Source organism: Tunicatimonas sp. (assembly GCF_049647865.1).
Classification (GTDB): Bacteria; Bacteroidota; Bacteroidia; order Cytophagales; family Cyclobacteriaceae; genus Tunicatimonas.
The window spans coordinates 1-19,008 of sequence record NZ_JBARYM010000838.1; the positions used below are offsets into that span (position 1 = coordinate 1).

Genomic DNA, 19,008 nt, shown 5'->3' on the forward strand with positions numbered 1-19,008 from the left:
ACCGAAAGTACTACTCACTTAACCAGCCCGGAAGGGCAGCTTTGCGCGAGCTAAAAAGCGAATGGACTAATATTAATCAAATAATGACCACGCTATGGAACCCACAAACTCGTTTGACCTAAGTAAAGCTATTGGCCAGTATGTGAGTCAGGTAAATTCAGCCAACATTCTCTCGGGAGAAGAAAAAGATCAGCTTCACGATCATTTTTATAGCGAAACCGCCTCCCTGCAAGACTCAGGACTGAATGCTGAAGAAGCATTCTTGGTAGCCAAAATGCGCTTCGGTGATGCTAGCACTATTCAAAAAGAGTTTGCTAAAGTTAAACCCTGGAATAATTTCATTCAAACAGTCTTAATGGCAGTCGTTTTGGTACTAGGAATAAAGCTGGTTTTAAACGTAGCAAAGATGCTATCTTTCTTACTTCTTATTGCTCTACAAAAATTCTCGACTACCAATATTGAAGATTATCTTAATACTAGTGACTGGATATTACAGGTTGGCTTAACTACCATTCTATTTTACTTTAGCTATATAATTTGTACCAAAGCTAGAGTAACACATATTAAACACCTTTGGCCAGCACCGGTTCTATTTTTACTGTCTGAAGTAGCCAATCGGGCGGTAACTGTCGTTTTCTTTGATACCGTTGATACTAGAACTATGACGACTTATTATATACACTCCGTGTATATCTATCTGGGAGTGGGTAGTATCATAATAGTGGCTTCTCTATGGATATTATATCGGAATAAAGATCAGCGAATACGATTTTCTTGAATCTTTTTTCAAGAAACTATTCTATTTCCGCCACAATAGTATCTGAACCCAAGCATTTGTTAATTCGCTTTTCGTACCAATGTCGCATTCTAGGGAGCGTAATGCTATCTATTTGCAGATTATCTTTATTGTGACATGAACGTTCATTAGCTTTTCTTGCAGAAGAACATCTTCCAACTCATCTGATTCGCTACTAAAATTTCTACTGAGGCTGTATCTTTTCTAGGATTTTGTATTCTACTATTAGCAGTAAAAATTTATCATACAATCGTTGGAAGGTTTAGCATCTATATCGGAGAATGAGCGACAGCAGATTCAGGCTGCTCAGAAAAACCCGCAAGCATTTCGCCCTTTGTACGAAAAGCACTATCGGCCAATCTTTTTGTTTGTGTACCGACGAGTAGATAATGAGAGTGTAGCCGCCGATATTACCTCCCAGGTATTTTTGAATGCGATGCTTCATTTGAAGAAATATAAAATTACTAAAGCTCCTTTTCAGTCGTGGCTCTACCGTATTGCGCATAATGAAGTGATGCAGTTTTTTCGTAAGACCCAACACGTCCGCAAAATCGTCATTGATGAAAACTTACTGGCTGAACTAAAAAATGAAGAAGATTACTCGCCCGACTACCTAGAAAAATGGCGAGATCAGTTGATTGTGGCTATCAATACATTGCGTCTAGAGGAAGTACAGCTTTTGGAGCTGCGCTTTTTTGAGCAAAAGCCTTTTCGGGAAATCAGTTTTATTCTCAATATCACTGAGAACCACGCTAAAGTAAAAACCTACCGACTGCTGGCTAAACTCCGCAAGCAGATGGAAATGCAAATATCAGTATCATGAAATTAACGTATCGCTGTATGTTTGATGATCGCCCGCCTTCCGACCCTGCCCAATGGCAGGATTTTGACCAGCTTCTGTCCCAGTACCAACGCGCCCAGCGAACTCGGTCTAGCTATCGTTATTGGTTGTTCGGCACCTTAGTGGCGGTAGGGCTAGGACTGGGTGGTTGGGAACTTATTCATTGGCTGAATGCGCCTCGCTTTACCAATCTACCACCTAAAATTGCTTCACTTCCTCTACATGTGTTTAGCCTAGAAAACCCGCTGCAAAACGATCAGTTTTCATCTCAGGTTCAGGTGGTGCCATTACCCGAAAGAAAACCATCTTTTGCCCTGAGTACTGAAAATTCATCTCCAAAAACTAATGCAAATGCTTCGGCAAGTGAGGCGGCCGTCAGCCAGTTTGAAGAAGCTCGGCCAGTAGGTGGTTATCCTGCTTTATACGAATATTTTGCCAAGCATTTGCAGTACCCCGAAGCAGCCAAGATAGCCGGAGTAACGGGTTCGGTACTGGTTGAGTTTTATATCAACGAAGCAGGCTATCCCGACCAGATTCGTATTCTGCAAGGCATACGTGAGGACATTAACGAGGAAGCTATCCGTTTAGTAAAATCTATGCCCCAGTGGTCTTCGGCCCGGGTGAATGGTGAACCTGTAGCAACTAAGCACACTATGCCCCTCAATTTTCAGTTAGGTGATAACTTTTAAGTTCAACAGTATGAAGGCCTCTACCCATAAGCACCAGAATAAAAATACATTATGCGTTTCCCCTTTTGAAAAAGAGGCCGCCCACGGGTCAAGTCTGTGGCAAGCAGTAGAACGGAGATTAAGGGGGATTTTTGATTGCTGCTTATTTTTGACCGTGTGCTACTTCATCTCAACGACCACAGTCTCCGCTCAGAATTTTAAACCCGATACACTCACCGTTCCAATCAACATTGAGTACGCCATTGGTGCTGAGCTAAGTGGCGATGATTTTCTGGACTATTTTTTCTACGGAACCGATTCGGTAGGTAACGTTGGCTACTGGGTCTACGAAAATATGGGTGATCAAACGTTTACGCTACAACCTCTTGCCCTTCCTACAATTACAGAAGCCACTTTTGCCTTCGCCGATCTCAATCGAGATAATACGCTAGATGTAGTAATATCGGGAATAGACAGTGTAGGGAACGGGACAACTAATATCTTCTATTCTTTAACCGATCCGGGCGACGGTATAAGGATGCAAGTAGATAGCCTCCAAGCCAGTATTATTGCTTGCGCTGACTTCGATAATGATGGTAGGCGCGACCTACTACTAAATGGTATCAGGGCTGACTCTTTGGTTGCCCTAGTCTATCAGAATGTAGATACCGCTTTCATTGTTCAAGATACATTATCTACCGCTCTACAAGCGGGCGTAGCAGCGGCTTACGATTGGAACAATGATGATGAGGTGGATCTACTACTAAGTGGTGCTACAGAAGATGGAGAAGCCATTACTCAGCTTTACCAAAACCAAACAAAGTTTACGTTTGATTTAAAAAATGTCGTTCCCGATTCGGTGATTAGTACCGCAGTAGCCATTGGCGACTACAACCACGATGGTCGCAGCGACATACTACTATCCGGGCGCAATTCTCAAAATGAACCGGCTATCACTTTATTTCAGTACACCAATCAGGCTTATGAGTTGTTAGATTTGACTATCCCTTCAATTAAAGGGGACTTCGCTACGTTGGCTGACTACAATCACGATGGCCTTGCTGATATTGGTCTGGCTGGCCAGGACTCTACCGGGCAAAAAGTACTGCGCTGGTACTTCAACCAAGATAGCACAATGCGAGAAGAGATGTACGACTCATTGTTACTAGCCTCAAGCTTTCATCAAACAATAGGCGACATGAACAATGACGGAAATTTGGATGCATTGCTGGTAGCCAACTATCCAAACTCGCCGGACTCCTTATTTTTGTTTTGGAATGAAACCGACGCTGAAAATCCTGGCCCTGGTCGCCCTTCTAATCCTCAGGTACGTACTATTGCCAATGAGACTTTTTTGAGTTGGGATGCTTCGCCCGATGATACCACTCAATTAGCTGCGCTGACTTTTGATCTGTACGTGCTATTAGAAGGGGATACCACTTTTAAAATTTCGCCGGAATTTTCGGGTGAGTTTAAGCATCGGGCTGATTACGGACGAGCGGGATACGGTACCGAACATACGGTTCGCAATCTGCCGGAGGGCAAGTTTTATTGGGGCGTAGCCGCAGTAGATAATGCATTTCAAATGAGCGCCCCTTGCGAAGGACCAGCCGTTTGCTTCACCATTACCCGAGAAGATACGGCAGTGTGCACTAACACTACACTTCGCTTAGGAGCCGAACAGGCGGTAGATTGGTACTCCACGCAGCAAGGTTACTTACAAAACAGTCAAAGGTTAGATTATACTGTGATTGAAACCGATACGCTCTACTACGCTACTCAACCGAAAACTACTTGCGCTACCACCTACACACTTACCATTACCACTGATGAAAAGTTTGATCCACTTCCTGCCGATACAATTGTCTGTCGTAACGAACCATTAGTGTTGGCGGCCGACTCTGTTTTTTCGAAAGTCAATTGGTACTCAGCTAATCTAGGTTTGCTAGGATCGCTAGATACATTAGCTTTTCAGGTAGATGAACCTGATACACTTTGGCTAGAAGCTACATTGCCTTCCTCCTGTTTGGTATACGATACTATGGTAGTCAATTTCTTTCCTGAAGAAGAATTAATTGCCGATACGGTAGTGAACATAGAATTTGGCTCGTCAGTCACGCTGAATGCCGGAGAAGCTCTCAGTTATGCTTGGCTTCCGGCAGATAATTTGAGTAACGCTACTCAGCAATCGGTGACAGCATTACCTACCCAAACAACTACCTACCTCCTCGAGGCGATTACGCTAAATGGCTGCTCTGTTATAGATAGTATTACCGTGATAGTAGAACCCGCTCCGGTACTTACTACGCTGTTTGTACCCAACCTCTTCTCGCCAAATGGCGACGGCAAAAATGATGAGTTTCGCCTGTATGGGCAGCGTATCAAAACGCTAATTTTCCAAGTATACGATCGACAGGGTACGCTGCTGTTTGAAACCAATCGTTTAGAAGAAGGGTGGAACGGGAAATACCGTAATCAATCGCTGCCTAACGGACTTTATCTATGGAAGGTTTCAGGTTCTTTTGAGGACGGCACTCCCCTGGAGTTTGAAGGAAATCAGTCGGGAACTTTGCGCTTGGTTCAGTAATTTATTGATCGTCTATCGGTATGATTCGTACTTTTCCACTGTTTCTCCTCTTATTTACTGCATTTTATTCAACTGCGCAGAATCCGTTATTTTCTCAGTATCAGTTAGCTCCCAGCAATGTAAATCCTGCCTGGACCGCCGCTTCGCCCGACTGGTGGGTTATCGCCCATTATCGTCATCAGAATTTCGATGGTGGATATACTTTTCAATCCTCTCAACTTACCGTAACCCGTCCTTTGCTTCAGGGCAAACGCCGGTATGGCGGAGTAGGTATTTCGGTGTTGGATGACAACACCGGGGAATCGGGTTGGTACCACTTTCAGCGATTGGGCGCTTCTTTGGCACACGACATTAAGCTTTCGCGACAGCAACGGCTTAGCTTAGGATTTCAGACGCAATATCAAATCAAGCGGATCTCTACTGAAAATATTCGCACCGGAAGCCAGTATCGTTTTGGTCAGGGATTTGACCCAGCATTAGCCTCTGGCGAAAACATGAATGATTTGCAAACGAGCTACTTCTCCTTAGGAACCGGAGCACTATGGTACGCCGTAGACCGTCATCAAGCTACCACATTTTACGCTGGAATAAGCTGGCTGGATCTCAACCGACCGGATGAATCTTTTTTTGGTGACGCTCAACCATTACCGTCTACGCTGAGTCTACAAAGCGGCTTCCGAGCGTACCAAAAAAATCGATTTACGCTGTTTCCTGAATTGTTGCTGCTTCATCAGGCGGGAGTAAGTATTTTAAATATAGGTAGTCGGCTCTCCTATGAACTCAGAAATGCTTTTTCTGCGAATAAATCTGCTCCGCAGGTAGACTTTATTACTCGCTACACGCTCAATCGTAGCTTGGCTTTGGCACTACAGTGGCATCAGCCTACCTACACGCTAGGAGTTAGCTTTGATACAGGGGCGAGTAGCCACCGAGCTAATCCACTACAAAATGCTTTTGAAGTAGTATTGGCTTGGCACCAATCTGTATCGCCTAAAAGTAAAACTAAGAAAAAGCGTCTCAAAAAACGTAAATCTCACCGTCAGGACCGCTCAACTAAAAACACGAACCTAGCTATTCCTAAGCTCACTTATCTTCCACCCGTTTCGTTTACAGATTCGGTAGGGGATGTCTCAAATATGAACCCGGTTGTGCCTCTATCTTCAGACGATCTTCGCGGTCGGATAGAAACATCTACCCTCGATCTATTTATTGAGTTTTCTTTTAATCAAACTTCTGTGAGAGCAGAATCGGAGAGTTCGCTGCAAGCAATTGCGCGCTTTTTGCGGCAGAATCCGAATTTAGCGGTAACAATCACAGGACATACTGATAACGTAGGTAATCAAGAAGACAACTACCAGCTATCGACAGCTCGGGCGAATGCCGTTCGTCAACTTCTGTTGGACTATCAAGTTGATTTTCAGCGAATTCGGGTGGAAGGGAAGGGGGAAGAAGAACCATTGTACCCCAATACCGACGAAGTACTGCGGGCTAAAAACCGCCGGGTAGAAATTAGTTTTTCGCCGCTATAGTAAAGAGTAATAGTAAATGGCGTATCCAGCCGCTAAAATAGCCACCCCACCGGCAATTACAGCGATAAGTTTCCAGTTTACCTTTCTCTCGGGTATATCGGCTAGTATAAGACGATCTTTGAGTTCGCGCATAAATTGTAGCTCCATTCCAGTCAGAATATCGCGGTGCAAATGCACCCCTTCAGCCAGGCCGAGGTTTTCGCGCATCCGTTGCTCAAACTCTACTACCTCTTCATCGGCCATCAAGCCGCTAACATATCTATCAATTTGGTTAAAGCGATTTTCTGCCATCGTCTGCTTTGTTGTCTTAGACAAAATCTTCGTTTTGATACCGTTCGCGAACCATGTTTTTTAGGCTGGTTAGGCAGCGCAGCTTTTGCGTTTTCACTACATTTTCGTTTTTGTATTGTAGCCGCGTAGCAATAGCTTCCATACTAAACCCCCGAAAATAAAATAGCTCCAGAATGCTTTTGCAGGGTTCGCCAATGGTTTCCATTAGTCGGGCAACTAGTTGCTGGCGATCGTTGGTAGCAAATTGATCGACAGGGTCGGTGTAGAGATTCTCTACCAAGCCTAGTTCGCTACTTTCCAGAGTAACAGGTTGCTGTAACTTCTTACGAACAACATTTTTTCCGATAGCGAATAGGTAGGTTTTGAGCGAACTGGTTAGCAACTCCAATTTACCCTGAACGATATTGCGGTACAAGCAAACTACCGCATCTTGAAAGGCATCAGCCGATTGCTCTTCATCAATGCGGTAGCTATGCTGCGCCCATTGTTGGAAAGCCGGTCGATATTCCTTGTAAATTTTAACTAAGCTAGTTTCATCGCCATCTTTGATGCGCTGAATAAGCGTTTGATCTTCGGTATACGTCTGCTCCACAGCTACGGGTTATTACTACGAAAAAGTTAGTAAGGATGAAACAATTACTGTTCTAGAAAGCCGAAATTTTTTTCGGATGTAATTAATTAGATAATTTCTACTAAAGAAACAAAAAAACCACTCAAATGAGCGGTTTTCGTACAAGTATTATCTCAGAATATACAATGTGCTAAATAATAGAAATAGCACAAATATTTGATTATCAGATAGATAGGTAAAGAAAATTGCGCTAATAAGCTACTTTTTAGAAAATTTCATCCTGATCAACAATTTGTAGAGAATCTTCTGTCTGCAAGGAATCCGCTTCCTCGCCGAAAGAACCATACTGATCGCAATCAATTTCAATGGATAGTCCGGTACGAGGTCGCTCAAAAGCTCCTTTTTCGTAGTCGAGGCGTTCATCAGCATAAACCCGCTTCATATATTCTACCCAGATAGGCATCGCCATTCGTGCACCCTGTCCCAGTGCCAAAGTTTTAAAGTGAACACTGCGGTTATCGCCTCCTACCCAAGCTCCCGATACCAAATCTTTCGTTACGCCCATAAACCAGCCATCGGAGTAATTAGATGTTGTTCCAGTTTTAGCTCCTACTTCATTGCCTTCCCGAATTTCCAGTGGAATGCCACGCCCCGTTCCGTCTTCTTCCTCAGTAGCTCCTCGCAACATGTAGAGCATCAAATAGGCAGTCTCTTCGCTCAGGGCTTCCCGGGTTTTCACCGGATGATCGTACACTACATTCCCTTCTTTGTCCTCAATTCTAGTAATAAAGACGGGTTCGGTCCAGGTACCGTGGTTCACAAAAGTACTGTAAGCACCTACCATTTCGTAGACTGATACGTCTCCCCCTCCGCCGAGTGCCAAACTGGGAACCGCTTCAATATTACTGGTAATACCCATTCGCTTGGCATAACTGACTACCGTTTCGGGGCCGAGACGCTTCATCACAAATGCAGTCACAGAATTTATGGACTGAGCCATTGCCTGCCGGATGGTCATTTTATCTCCAGAGTAGCGGCCCCCCGCGTTCTTTGGAGTCCAGGTATCTTCTCTTCCGTTGGTAAACACACTAAATGTTACCGGAGCATCTACCACTTCGTAGCAAGGTGAATAGCCATTATCAACGGCTGCGGCGTACACGAATGGTTTGAACGTAGAACCAGGTTGCCGCTTACCCCTCATTACATGATCATACTGAAAATTCTCAAAGTTAATACCACCAACCCAAGCTTTAATGTGTCCGCTGAGTGGATCCATTGACATAAAGCCTGCGTGCAAAAAGCGCTGCGTATATTTGATAGAATCAGTCGGGCTAATAATCGTATCCTTCTTATAGTCTTCATTTTCCCAAGTGAACAGTGTGGTTGCCACTGGGGTGTCCATCACAATCTGAATAGAATCATGATCTTTGCCATACCTTTCCTCCAATCCTTTATAGCGGGGAGATCGCTTGGCTAACATCTCCACAAAGCCTTTAATCTCCTTACCTTCTTCATCGCGCCAGGGGTTTTCTTTGCCCCAGTGTTTTTCAAACAACCCTTGCTGGTAACTCATATGTGTTTTCACCGCTACCTCAGCGTGTTCTTGCATGCGGCTGTCCAGGGTGGTGTAAATTTTTAGGCCGTCTTCGTCTAGGTCGTAACCGTGTTCATCGGCCCAGCGATAGAGCCATCGGCGGATTACTGCCCGAAAATAAGTAGCTGGACCATCGTTATGGCTTTCAACCTTAAAGTTGAGCACAATAGGTTGAGGGGCTAGTGTATCGTAAGCTTCCTGCTCCAAATATCCATTTTTTCTCATTTGGTTCATTACCACATTGCGGCGACGCATGGAGTTGTTAGGATTACGAGCGGGATTATAGTATGTAGCAGCTTTCAACATACCGACTAATACGGCGGCCTCTTCTACATCTAAATCATATGTTGGCTTATTGAAAAAGGTTTTAGCGGCTACCTTAATACCGTAAGAGTTACTACTAAACTCAGCAGTATTAAGGTACATTGCCAGAATCTCTTTCTTAGTATAATAACGCTCCAATTTTACGGCTACAATCCACTCCTTCGTCTTAATAATGAGCATCCCCAAACCCGGAATACTCATGAGCGGACCTTCATTTTGGCCCCGGGTTTTGAATAGGTTCTTAGCAGTTTGTTGAGATAATGTGCTACCTCCACCGTCTAAACTACTAGCTCCGAATGTGACTACTTTTTTGGTAATTCCCCAGGCAACCCGACCCATGCTTTGCAGATCAATCCCACTGTGTTCGGTAAAGCGCTCGTCCTCAGTGGCCACCAAGGCGTTCACTAAGTTGGGCGACAATTCTTCGTAAGTAACGGGACTTCGGTTTTCACGGTAGTATTTTCCTAATTGCACATTATCTGCCGAGTAGAGCTCGGATGAAACATCGTTTTTAGGATTCTCTAAGGCCGACCAACTAGGTAGCCCACCGTAAAGCCCCATAAAATCGATGCTTACGGTGTAAATGTAGAGAGGAAATAAAATGAAGAAAGAGATAAATGAAAACCAAGCTCCACGTACAATCCAGGTGTACAATCGGGTTCGGTCTTTCTTCTCAACTTCTTTCTTTGAGGTTTGAGTACTGGCCATCTTAATGGTATCTACTTCTGCTAATTAACTTGATTTCTTGGTGGTGCGTTTGCTAAGTGCTAAACGTTGTGTAATTGAACGGAACAAAAATCAGACAAATTTACTAAAAATCACCCAGTTGGTTAGAAGGTGTAATGCTTTTCAAAAAAACGAAGATAATTTTCTATATCCTTAGTACGATACAAAATAGGCAAATTATCCTCAGTAATGATGAAATTACTGGTAATATCGCTGCGGTCGTAGCTATTAGACTCAGGAAGATTATTAAGAGGAGATATATCACTATTAAACTCTTCAAAGTACCGTTGGGCGGTAGACTGATCGGGAAATTCTTCCACAATGATCATCACTTGCCCATCTTCCAGCATCAGGTTCGCCGAACGAAGCTGGGCTTCCGCAAAGTATTCAGCGTTGTAAGCATCTACAACTCTCGGCAACTCAGTAGATAGCCGTCCTTTGCTATTGTACACTAAAATGAAAGAGTGCTTTTCATTAAATTCAGGAATGAACTTGGCTCCTTGCTGAGCTGCTAACTTTTCCTCAAAACCCTGAGCTGCCGTGAGTAGTTCTTGAGCGTAGGGAGTCACTTCGCTTTCGGGGTACTCATCAATAAAACTTTGTAGTGCGAACTGGTATTCATACTGGCTACTGAGTTTTCCCGAAATCAGAACTTGCAATAACTTCATATTATCTACAAAGTCATTATCATCGTACTGCTGGAGTGCTGTCTGGACTAATGGCTCAGCTTGCTGATAAGCCCCTTTTTGGTAAAGGCGATACGCCTCTTCGTAAATCTTCTGAAGTTGAGCACTAGCCATATTGCTTTCTTCCCGGTAATTTGGGTTGCGGATGACCTTCGCGAAAATACTATCGGGGAAATCAGTTAGTAGTCGGTTCTTATAGCGAGTAGCGGTAGCATCATCACCTTGCTCCTGATACAGCAGATATAATTGGTATAACACCTCCGGTTCGTACTCAGAAGCCGGAAAGCGTGAGAGCAACGTTTCAAAGGTTTCAATAGCATTCGCCTTTTCTTCCAGATCAAAATTATAAATACCCCCCAGCTTGAAGTAAGCGTCTTCAATTTGCTGAAAAGCTACTAGCTTCTGTTCTTCGGTAAACGGAATGTCGGCGTAGAGGGCTTGTTTTTCGCCACCGGTGGCATCAGCCACATCAGCCGAAGGGTCGCCCAGCACTGGATCGGCTACGTCAATCAGTTTCTCATCGTCAGCAGCAAAGTTTTCTTCAATTGTTTTATTGGAGCGTCGCCAGTTGTCTTCTAACTGCCGATTGCCCCATTTACGAGTGAAAGCTGTTTGCCCCTGACTTATGGCGGCCGGACTATAGAAATACCAGTTTTCGCCCACGGCGGCAGTTACCGACTCTCCACCTGGAACCGTAGCGAATGGGTTAGGAGCTGCACCAAATTGAGAAACCGCTCGTTGCCGTCGGGCTTGCCGATTGGCTAATCGCTCTTCGGCTTGTTGCTGCTGCTTTTGTTCAGCGAGTACTTCGTCCAAGTAAGCACTAAGCTTCAAGGTATCCATCTCGGCTAGTGCTAACAAACTGTCTTGTACCTTAATAATAGTGAGTTGCTCTACAAAGTTGGTCAGAATTTTTTGGCGGGTAGCAATAGCTTCGTACTGAGGTTCATCTTGCGGTAATACGGCAATGGTGCTATCGTAGTACGCTTTGGCGAGCTCGTACTTAGCGTATTCGTCGTAGTAGATTTTGCCCAACTCCCAGTAGCTATACGCTTTTTGCCGATTATTGCCAATGCTGGCCTGCACCGATTCATTGTAGTACTCAATGGCAAGTTCCAGATCATCCTGTTTCTGCTCAAACTGAGCCATTTCGTAGTAGATTTTATCACGATACTCTACGTTTTTCTGGTCTTTAAGTAGTTTGACGAAATACTTACGAATCTTTTTAGTATCACTTTCTTTTGAGAGATCGTACACTTGGGCCATATTCAAGCGAGCGTAGAAGAACAGCTCGTATTCCGGATTGCTTTTTAGCACCTCTTGGTAGTTCTCGTACGCTTGGGCATCAAAGCCTAATTCTTGGTAGAGTTGGCCAAGAATAAAGAAGATTTTAGCTCGCCCTTCCACGTTTTTCATGAGTGGGGCCGCCAGCAGCAAGTTGCCCACCATTGCATTATAATCCTTATTTAACTGAGCTAGATACGCGCGGGTCAGATAAAACTGTATTTTGTTGGTACGATTGAGCTTTTCTTTTCGTAGGTAGTCAGATACTGAAACAGCGTTGTTTTGCTCACCGGCTTCAATAAATGTTCGCATAAGTTCAACTAACGCCCGGTGGCGGGCTTCATCGTCTTCGCTGTGGGTATTAACGAACTTGAACGTTTTAATAGCATCGCCGTAGTTCTGGTTAATGGATCGGCTTTGCCCCACTAATATATAAGAATCGTCGGCCCAGCGACTATTAGGATGGCGCTCAATAGCGACGGATGCTTTTTTAATACAATCGTCAAGTTGCTCGCTCAATCCATTAATCAGATTAGTATCTGGTTCGGGAAATACTCTTAGCGTTTTATTATAGTTGACTTCTTCATTTTCAGCAATAGCTTGCTGAATTTCCTCCATTTGCAGCCGAGCGTAAAAGTACGCATTGTAGCGGGCTGTAGTGTTGTGGTAAACATTAGAAGCCAGCCCAGTAGCTTCCGGGGCACAGCCCGAACCGGCTACAAGAGCCAGTAGCCAAATTAGAATGTAATATTTTCCAAATTCTTTTACCTTCAATGGAATAATATTTAGATTTAAAATAAAGCTAACAGACTATAGCTCAATGCTGAAGGTGTGCAATTTATGTATTCCTGGTTAAATGGTTAGATTTGTTTATACCACTTCGTTAGAACGGCCTAACTTAGGTATAGTCTAGTCTACCAAGTGATTATGTAAATAACGATAATACTTTGAAATCGAAAAAGACATTTGCTAGCCAGTTAACGAATAGATATCTGGTAATTGTTCGGAACGAGGAAGATTTTGCCGAGAAAACTACCCTCACCTTTACTTACGCTAAGTTAACAATGTTCATTGTATCTATTTGCATGATAATTTTTATTATCAGTCTTTTTCTAGTGAATACCTTACTAAAACAATGGTTTGATCCGCGCTACGCGCAAGCAGAGTCTAATCGTAAACTTATTGAACTTTCCTTAGCAGTAGATTCTTTAGAACATGTGATTGTGCAAAGTCATCAATTTTTTAATTCGTTTCAGTATATTGTGAGCGGCGACAGTACGTTGGAAACAGAAAATGCGTATTTAGCAAGTGTAGATGATCGATCAGTAGATGGCAAAATAATGCGTAGTCAAACTGAGGGTGACCTTCAACCCTCAAAAATTGATACTGAGTTTAGGGAGGAGTTCGAGGAAAGTGGAGTAGAAATGTTAACTTCGGCTTCGTTAGCTCCGTCTAGCCAGTTAGATGAATTGTTTTTCTTTTCGCCATTGGGAGGAATTATCTCGGCACCGTATAATCCAAAAATTGGGCACTATGGAGTGGATGTAGTGTCTAAGAAGAATGAGCCAATTAAAAGCGTTGCCGATGGCACAGTAATTATGGCTTCGTGGACGCAAGATGCCGGTTATGTAATAACGTTACAGCATCGAAGTAATGTAATATCCGTATATAAACATAATTCCAGTTTGCTCAAGAAAACGGGCGACTTTGTAAGTGCGGGCGATGTGGTTGCCATTATTGGAAACACGGGCGAACTGACTACCGGACCTCACCTACATTTTGAGTTGTGGTATAACGGAAACCCTATGAACCCTGAAGAATTTGTATCATTTTAAACTTTCAACCCGATATGTTTAGCAACAATCAAGATAAAAAACCTAAAGTGGAAGATTCTAGTAGCACCAGCAACATTGGTAAAGGCACTACTATTCAAGGAGATATTATCACCACCGGCAACATTAGTGTAGAAGGTGAAGTGAAGGGGAATGTGAACTGTCAGGCTAAAGTAGCTCTGGGGTCGTCTTCCTACGTGGAAGGCAAGGTAATGGCTGAAAACGCTATTATTGCCGGCGAGATTCAAGGATCTATTGAAGTGGGTGAGCTTCTTACCCTAAAGCCCACTGCTGTTATTCATGGTGATATTACGACCAACAAACTTATTGTAGAAGCTGGAGCTACCTTCAACGGCTCGTGCCGTATGGGAGTTTCGGTGAGCGAAAGCGACCTGACCTATACCGATGAACTCGAAGAAACCACCGGCGAATACGCCGAACCCGAATCAGAAGAAGAAACCCAGTCACGAACACTTTAGCACTTACGCTAAGTACTCCGGACTAGCCTTTCAGATGATTGCGGTCATGGGGCTGGCCGTTTGGGGTGGTATCAAGCTCGACGAGCGTGTGGGCAATCGTTTCCCCTTTATTACGATCGTACTTTTATTGCTGGCTCTTACTGGTTCGATAATTTTACTAATTCGTCAGCTGCCAAAAGAATAGTATCATTAGGTTGCAAATCACTACTGCGTACCCGTTATTTCCATCGTTACACGATCCTACTACCTTTTCATTGTTTAAAAATACTATTACTTCGCTCCTTTTCTTCACCGCCAGTGCTGTACTACTATTGGCCGGACTCAAATACATGCTTCACATTTCCTGGCTGCACGATACGCTCTGGTATATCATTTTGTTTGTTTTTGTGCTCACCGCAATATCTCTTTTGCTTGGTCAGTGGGGTATGCGTAAGTCGCAGGAAGCTGTTGTAAAGTATGTGATGGGAGCTACGCTTATCCGTTTCACACTGAGTATTATTGCGATCTACGTTGTTCTGAAAATGGGAGTACCTGATAGGCTGTCTTTTGCACTCAATTTTATGGGGGTGTATTTCGTATTCCTCGCTTTTGAATTATATAGCTTATTGACTACCTTGCGCCCGAATTGAGAAACCAATCCGATATGCACGGAAAGCGCTATACACAGTACCGATTTTTACATTCTTTTTTCCTTTTCTTTCTCTTACTTTTCACTATTCCATCTTTTGCTGCTGAGAGTGAGGATGAAAGCGAAACAGGTTTTATACTGCATCACGTACAGGATGCCCACCAGTGGCATTTTGCTACTATTGGGCATACGCACATTACACTGCCGCTGCCCATCATTCTTTACTCACCCGGGCAGGGGTTAGATATTTTTTCTTCGAGCAACTTCTATAACGAAGCCCACGAGCCAGTGGCCTACAAAGGCTACCGCCTCGACGAAGAGCACAATCATGTGGTAGCTTTGGATGATAGCAAAGTGTATGACTTTTCAATTACTAAAAATGTAGCTTCGCTCTTTTTAAGTATTCTGATACTGCTGCTAATATTTACTACCGTCGCCCGTCGCTACGAAAGTAATCCTAAAGCTGCGCCGCGAGGCATTCAGTCGTTCTTCGAGCCTATCATTGTGTTTGTGCGTGATGAAATTGCTATCCCCAGCATCGGAAAGCATAAATACCGGAGATTTATGCCTTATCTGCTGACACTATTCTTTTTTATCTGGTTTAATAACTTGTTGGGACTTCTCCCCGGAGCTGCTAATCTGACCGGAAACATCGCGGTGACATTGGTTTTAGCCGTACTGACGTTTATCATAACCAATGTAAACGGTAACAAAGAGTACTGGAAACATCTAGCCCCTCCCGGAGTGCCGTGGCCTATCTTGATTATTATGATTCCAGTAGAGATTTTAGGCTTGTTTACTAAGCCTTTCTCGCTAATGATACGTTTATTTGTGAGCATTACGGCGGGGCATATCGTGATCTTAAGTCTGATTGCTCTTCCTTTTCTATTCAACTCGTTCGCTATTGGGGCTGGCAGTTCACTGGTTATCGTATTCATCAATCTGATTGAGCTACTGGTAGCCACCATTCAGGCCTATATATTTACCTTATTCTCAGCCATGTATATTGGTGCTGCTGTAGCAGAACATCACCACGAAGAGGTTGAAGTAGACAAAAATTTAATCTAGTTTCAATCATAATTTAATTTTTAGTTTATGTTACTAATGCTTTTGTTAGACGCAGGGACAGCCCTGATGGGTGCAGGAATCGGTGCTGGTATTGCCGCGATAGGCGCAGGACTAGGTATCGGTCGCATCGGAGGTGCAGCAATGGAAGGGATGGCTCGCCAGCCCGACGCCGCTGGACGTATCCAAACGGCCATGCTGATTATTGCCGCCCTTATTGAAGTAATTGCTCTATTTGGTGTAGTAGTTTGTCTGCTAATTGCCGTAGGAGACTACAATCTTTAATCTGTAAGAAAGTCACAGAACTCGTTAGGAGTTCTGTGATCTTTCAAAATAAGCAAGTGGCGCTATGCAATTTTTACCTAAGTACAGATTCATAGCAAACTGATTAAACATAGAACTAGATTAAAATAACTCAGAACCTATATATCATATGGAACTATTATCTCCTGGACTAGGACTAATTTTTTGGCAGCTGATAGGTTTTCTTATCCTATTATTTGTATTAAGTAAGTTTGCCTGGAAGCCTATCTTAGGAGCCTTGCATGAGCGAGAGTCTTCTATTGAAGAGGCTCTAACCACTGCTGAAAAGGCGAAGGAAGAAATGAAGCAGCTACAAGCTAGCAACGAACAGTTATTGGCTGAAGCCCGAAAGGAGCGAGAAGCCATGTTGCGCGACGCTACCTCGGCAGCAGGTAAGATTAGAGATGCTGCCCGAGAAGAGGGAGAAAAGGAGCGAAAGCGGATGGTAGAAGATGCTGGCTTAGAAATAGAAAGTCAGAAGAAAGCAGCGTTAGCTGATGTAAAACAGCAAGTGGCTTCTTTATCCGTACAGATTGCTGAGAAAATTCTTCGAGAAAATTTGCAAGGGGAAACCGCTCAGAAATCGTACATTGATAAATTAGTAGACGACCTGAACGAAAACTAAGCAAAAGTATTTATTTGACTATTACTTATGACAGATTCTCGGGTAGCCTCGCGCTACGCTAAATCATTGATAGAACTAGCCATTGAGAGAAATGCGTTAGAAGATATATACCAGGACATGCAACTCTTCGCTGAGACTTGCCGGTCTAGCCGCGATTTTCAACTGATGCTGAAGAACCCTATCGTTGGTCATGATAAGAAGAAGGCCATTCTTTACCAGATTTTTGAAGGAAAAGTAAATCAGGCCACGTTGGCTATTTTTGATATTATCACCCGCAAAAATCGAGAAGCTATCTTGCCGTCGCTAGCCAATGAGTTTATTCATCAGTATCATCATTACAAAAATATTGAGGAAGTGACGGTAACTTCTTCGGTCCCGCTTACTCCTGATTTACGACAAAAGATAATCGGCAGTATTAACGAGCGTACGGGGCATCAAGTAGACTTAACCGAAAAAGTTGATCCGGATTTAATTGGTGGCTTTGTGCTACAAATTGGTGATCGGATGATGGACAATTCGGTAAAGTCTAAACTTAAAGCCTTACAGTACGAGTTTACCGACGAAAGTTACACGAAAGGATTTTAACAATGGATACAAGGTAAAGGGTGAACGGTATAAGGGGTAAAGGGTACGAGGTGCAGAACCTTCTGCCTTACACTTTATACCGCGCGATAGTCGCCTTCAACCCTTTACCCTCAACCTTTAATCATTAAAAAAATATGGCAGAAGTAAGACCCGATGAGGTTTCCGCAATACTACGCGAACAATTATCTAACTTTAAAACTGAGGCCGAACTGGAAGAAGTAGGCACCGTTCTTCAAATTGGCGATGGAGTAGCCCGAATCTACGGTCTCACCCACGCTCAGTCTGGTGAGCTGCTAGAATTTGAAAACGGACTCAATGCTCTGGTACTTAACTTAGAGGAAGATAATGTAGGAGCTGTGCTCTTAGGCGAGCAAGACGATATTAAAGAAGGCGATTCTGTGCGCCGTACCGGACGGATTGCTTCTATTAATGTTGGCGAGGGCTTAGTAGGCCGAGTGGTAAATACCTTAGGCGAGCCAATTGACGGAAAAGGCCCCATTGAAGGTGATGTAATTGAACTTCCGCTAGAACGACGGGCACCCGGTGTAATCTATCGCCAGCCAGTGAGTGAACCTCTTCAAACTGGTATCAAGTCGATTGATTCTATGATCCCGATTGGTCGGGGCCAGCGAGAGCTGGTAATTGGTGACCGACAGACCGGAAAAACGGCGGTAGTAATTGATACGATTATCAACCAGCGAGAATTCTACGAGAAGGGTGAGCCGGTTTACTGTATTTACGTAGCCTGCGGACAAAAAGCTTCCACCATTGCGGGAGTAGTTGCTGCCCTTGAGAAAAATGGCGCGATGGATTACACCACGGTAGTTGCCGCCACGGCTTCTGATCCGGCACCGATGCAGTTCTTTGCCCCCTTTACCGGAGCGGTAATTGGTGAGTACTTTCGCGATACTGGTCGCCCAGCCTTAGTAGTGTACGATGATCTTTCTAAACAAGCGGTGGCTTATCGCGAGGTATCACTGCTCTTACGTCGTCCTCCGGGTCGTGAAGCATATCCGGGAGATGTATTTTATCTGCACTCGCGTTTGCTCGAGCGAGCGGCGAAGCTAAACGATAATACTGAAATTGTTTCGCAAATGAACGACCTACCTGATGCCATTAAACCAATGGTAAAAGGAGGTGGATCATTAACCGCCCTACCATTAATTGAAACTCAAGCGGGTGATGTGTCAGCGTATATACCGACCAATGTAATCTCTATTACTGATGGGCAAATATTCCTGGAGACAAACCTGTTCAACTCCGGTATTCGTCCCGCCATTAATGTAGGTATTTCGGTATCGCGAGTAGGTGGCTCGGCTCAGATTAAGCCGATGAGAAAAGTAGCTGGAACACTGAAGCTAGATCAAGCGCAGTTCCGCGAATTGGAAGCTTTTGCTAAATTTGGTTCTGATCTGGATGCGGCTACCCAATTAACTATTGACCGAGGGCAGCGTAATCAGGAAATTCTGAAGCAACCTCAGTACTCTCCAGTATCAGTAGAAGATCAGGTAGCAATTGTTTATGCTTCTACGAGTGGTTTAATGGATAAGGTGCCTATCAGCAAATCTAAGGATTTTGAGCGTGAGTTCTTATC

18 protein-coding genes are annotated in these 19,008 nt (G+C 43.9%); 14 read left to right on the forward strand and 4 right to left on the reverse strand.

Annotated features, from left to right (window positions below):
- Positions 1-94: 94 nt before the first annotated feature.
- The 5 genes from WBA23_RS24145 (at position 95) to WBA23_RS24165 (ending at position 6,421) form a co-directional block, all read left to right on the forward strand.
- A complete protein-coding gene (locus WBA23_RS24145) occupies positions 95-778 on the forward strand; it encodes a hypothetical protein (protein WP_424584840.1) in 684 nt (227 codons plus the stop codon).
- A gap of 271 nt (positions 779-1,049) precedes the next feature.
- Positions 1,050-1,619 (forward strand): RNA polymerase sigma factor, encoded by a 570-nt coding sequence (locus WBA23_RS24150; protein WP_424584841.1) that lies wholly within the window; start codon positions 1,050-1,052, stop codon positions 1,617-1,619.
- Positions 1,616-2,326: an energy transducer TonB gene (locus WBA23_RS24155; protein WP_424584842.1), complete on the forward strand. Its 711-nt coding sequence runs from the start codon at positions 1,616-1,618 to the stop codon at positions 2,324-2,326. The genes WBA23_RS24150 and WBA23_RS24155 overlap by 4 nt, the downstream gene beginning before the upstream one ends.
- A gap of 10 nt (positions 2,327-2,336) precedes the next feature.
- Positions 2,337-4,892: a gliding motility-associated C-terminal domain-containing protein gene (locus WBA23_RS24160; RefSeq protein WP_424584843.1), complete on the forward strand. Its 2,556-nt coding sequence runs from the start codon at positions 2,337-2,339 to the stop codon at positions 4,890-4,892.
- A gap of 20 nt (positions 4,893-4,912) precedes the next feature.
- Positions 4,913-6,421 (forward strand): PorP/SprF family type IX secretion system membrane protein, encoded by a 1,509-nt coding sequence (locus WBA23_RS24165; protein WP_424584844.1) that lies wholly within the window; start codon positions 4,913-4,915, stop codon positions 6,419-6,421.
- Here WBA23_RS24165 and WBA23_RS24170 read toward each other — a convergent pair.
- The 4 genes from WBA23_RS24170 to WBA23_RS24185 all read right to left on the reverse strand — a co-directional run bounded on the left by WBA23_RS24170 (position 6,416) and on the right by WBA23_RS24185 (position 12,671).
- The gene (locus WBA23_RS24170) at positions 6,416-6,736 is read right to left on the reverse strand and encodes a hypothetical protein (RefSeq protein WP_424584845.1); all 321 of its coding nucleotides are present in this window, start codon (positions 6,734-6,736) and stop codon (positions 6,416-6,418) included. The two genes, WBA23_RS24165 and WBA23_RS24170, sit on opposite strands and share 6 nt — an antisense overlap.
- Positions 6,729-7,304: an RNA polymerase sigma factor gene (locus WBA23_RS24175; RefSeq protein ID WP_424584846.1), complete on the reverse strand. Its 576-nt coding sequence runs from the start codon at positions 7,302-7,304 to the stop codon at positions 6,729-6,731. The genes WBA23_RS24170 and WBA23_RS24175 overlap by 8 nt, the downstream gene beginning before the upstream one ends.
- A gap of 244 nt (positions 7,305-7,548) precedes the next feature.
- Entirely contained in the window at positions 7,549-9,909 is a 2,361-nt protein-coding gene (locus tag WBA23_RS24180) for a penicillin-binding protein 1A (RefSeq protein WP_424584847.1), read from the reverse strand.
- A 122-nt stretch (positions 9,910-10,031) separates the two neighbouring features.
- The gene (locus WBA23_RS24185) at positions 10,032-12,671 is read right to left on the reverse strand and encodes a tetratricopeptide repeat protein (RefSeq protein WP_424584848.1); all 2,640 of its coding nucleotides are present in this window, start codon (positions 12,669-12,671) and stop codon (positions 10,032-10,034) included.
- 173 nt (positions 12,672-12,844) lie between these two features.
- On the opposite strand from WBA23_RS24185, the gene WBA23_RS24190 reads away from it, so the two are divergent.
- The 9 genes from WBA23_RS24190 to atpA all read left to right on the forward strand — a co-directional run.
- Positions 12,845-13,732 carry a M23 family metallopeptidase gene (locus WBA23_RS24190; protein WP_424584849.1) on the forward strand — a complete coding sequence of 296 codons (888 nt, stop codon included), beginning with the start codon at positions 12,845-12,847 and terminating at the stop codon, positions 13,730-13,732.
- 14 nt (positions 13,733-13,746) lie between these two features.
- On the forward strand, positions 13,747-14,208 hold the full coding sequence (locus WBA23_RS24195) for a bactofilin family protein (RefSeq protein ID WP_424584850.1): 462 nt from the start codon (positions 13,747-13,749) through the stop codon (positions 14,206-14,208).
- Positions 14,135-14,392 carry an AtpZ/AtpI family protein gene (locus WBA23_RS24200; RefSeq protein ID WP_424584851.1) on the forward strand — a complete coding sequence of 86 codons (258 nt, stop codon included), beginning with the start codon at positions 14,135-14,137 and terminating at the stop codon, positions 14,390-14,392. The genes WBA23_RS24195 and WBA23_RS24200 overlap by 74 nt, the downstream gene beginning before the upstream one ends.
- Before the next feature lie 10 nt (positions 14,393-14,402).
- Entirely contained in the window at positions 14,403-14,837 is a 435-nt protein-coding gene (locus tag WBA23_RS24205; RefSeq protein WP_424584852.1) for a hypothetical protein, read from the forward strand.
- A gap of 14 nt (positions 14,838-14,851) precedes the next feature.
- Positions 14,852-15,904 carry a F0F1 ATP synthase subunit A gene (gene atpB / locus WBA23_RS24210; protein ID WP_424584853.1) on the forward strand — a complete coding sequence of 351 codons (1,053 nt, stop codon included), beginning with the start codon at positions 14,852-14,854 and terminating at the stop codon, positions 15,902-15,904.
- Positions 15,905-15,931: 27 nt separating this feature from the next.
- On the forward strand, positions 15,932-16,186 hold the full coding sequence (gene atpE / locus WBA23_RS24215; protein WP_424584854.1) for an ATP synthase F0 subunit C: 255 nt from the start codon (positions 15,932-15,934) through the stop codon (positions 16,184-16,186).
- A 148-nt stretch (positions 16,187-16,334) separates the two neighbouring features.
- On the forward strand, positions 16,335-16,829 hold the full coding sequence (atpF, locus tag WBA23_RS24220) for a F0F1 ATP synthase subunit B (RefSeq protein ID WP_424584855.1): 495 nt from the start codon (positions 16,335-16,337) through the stop codon (positions 16,827-16,829).
- Between the two features lie 27 nt (positions 16,830-16,856).
- Positions 16,857-17,414: an ATP synthase F1 subunit delta gene (gene atpH / locus WBA23_RS24225; protein WP_424584856.1), complete on the forward strand. Its 558-nt coding sequence runs from the start codon at positions 16,857-16,859 to the stop codon at positions 17,412-17,414.
- Between the two features lie 134 nt (positions 17,415-17,548).
- A partial coding sequence (gene atpA, locus WBA23_RS24230) for a F0F1 ATP synthase subunit alpha (protein WP_424584857.1) occupies positions 17,549-19,008 on the forward strand: 1,460 nt, incomplete at its 3' end.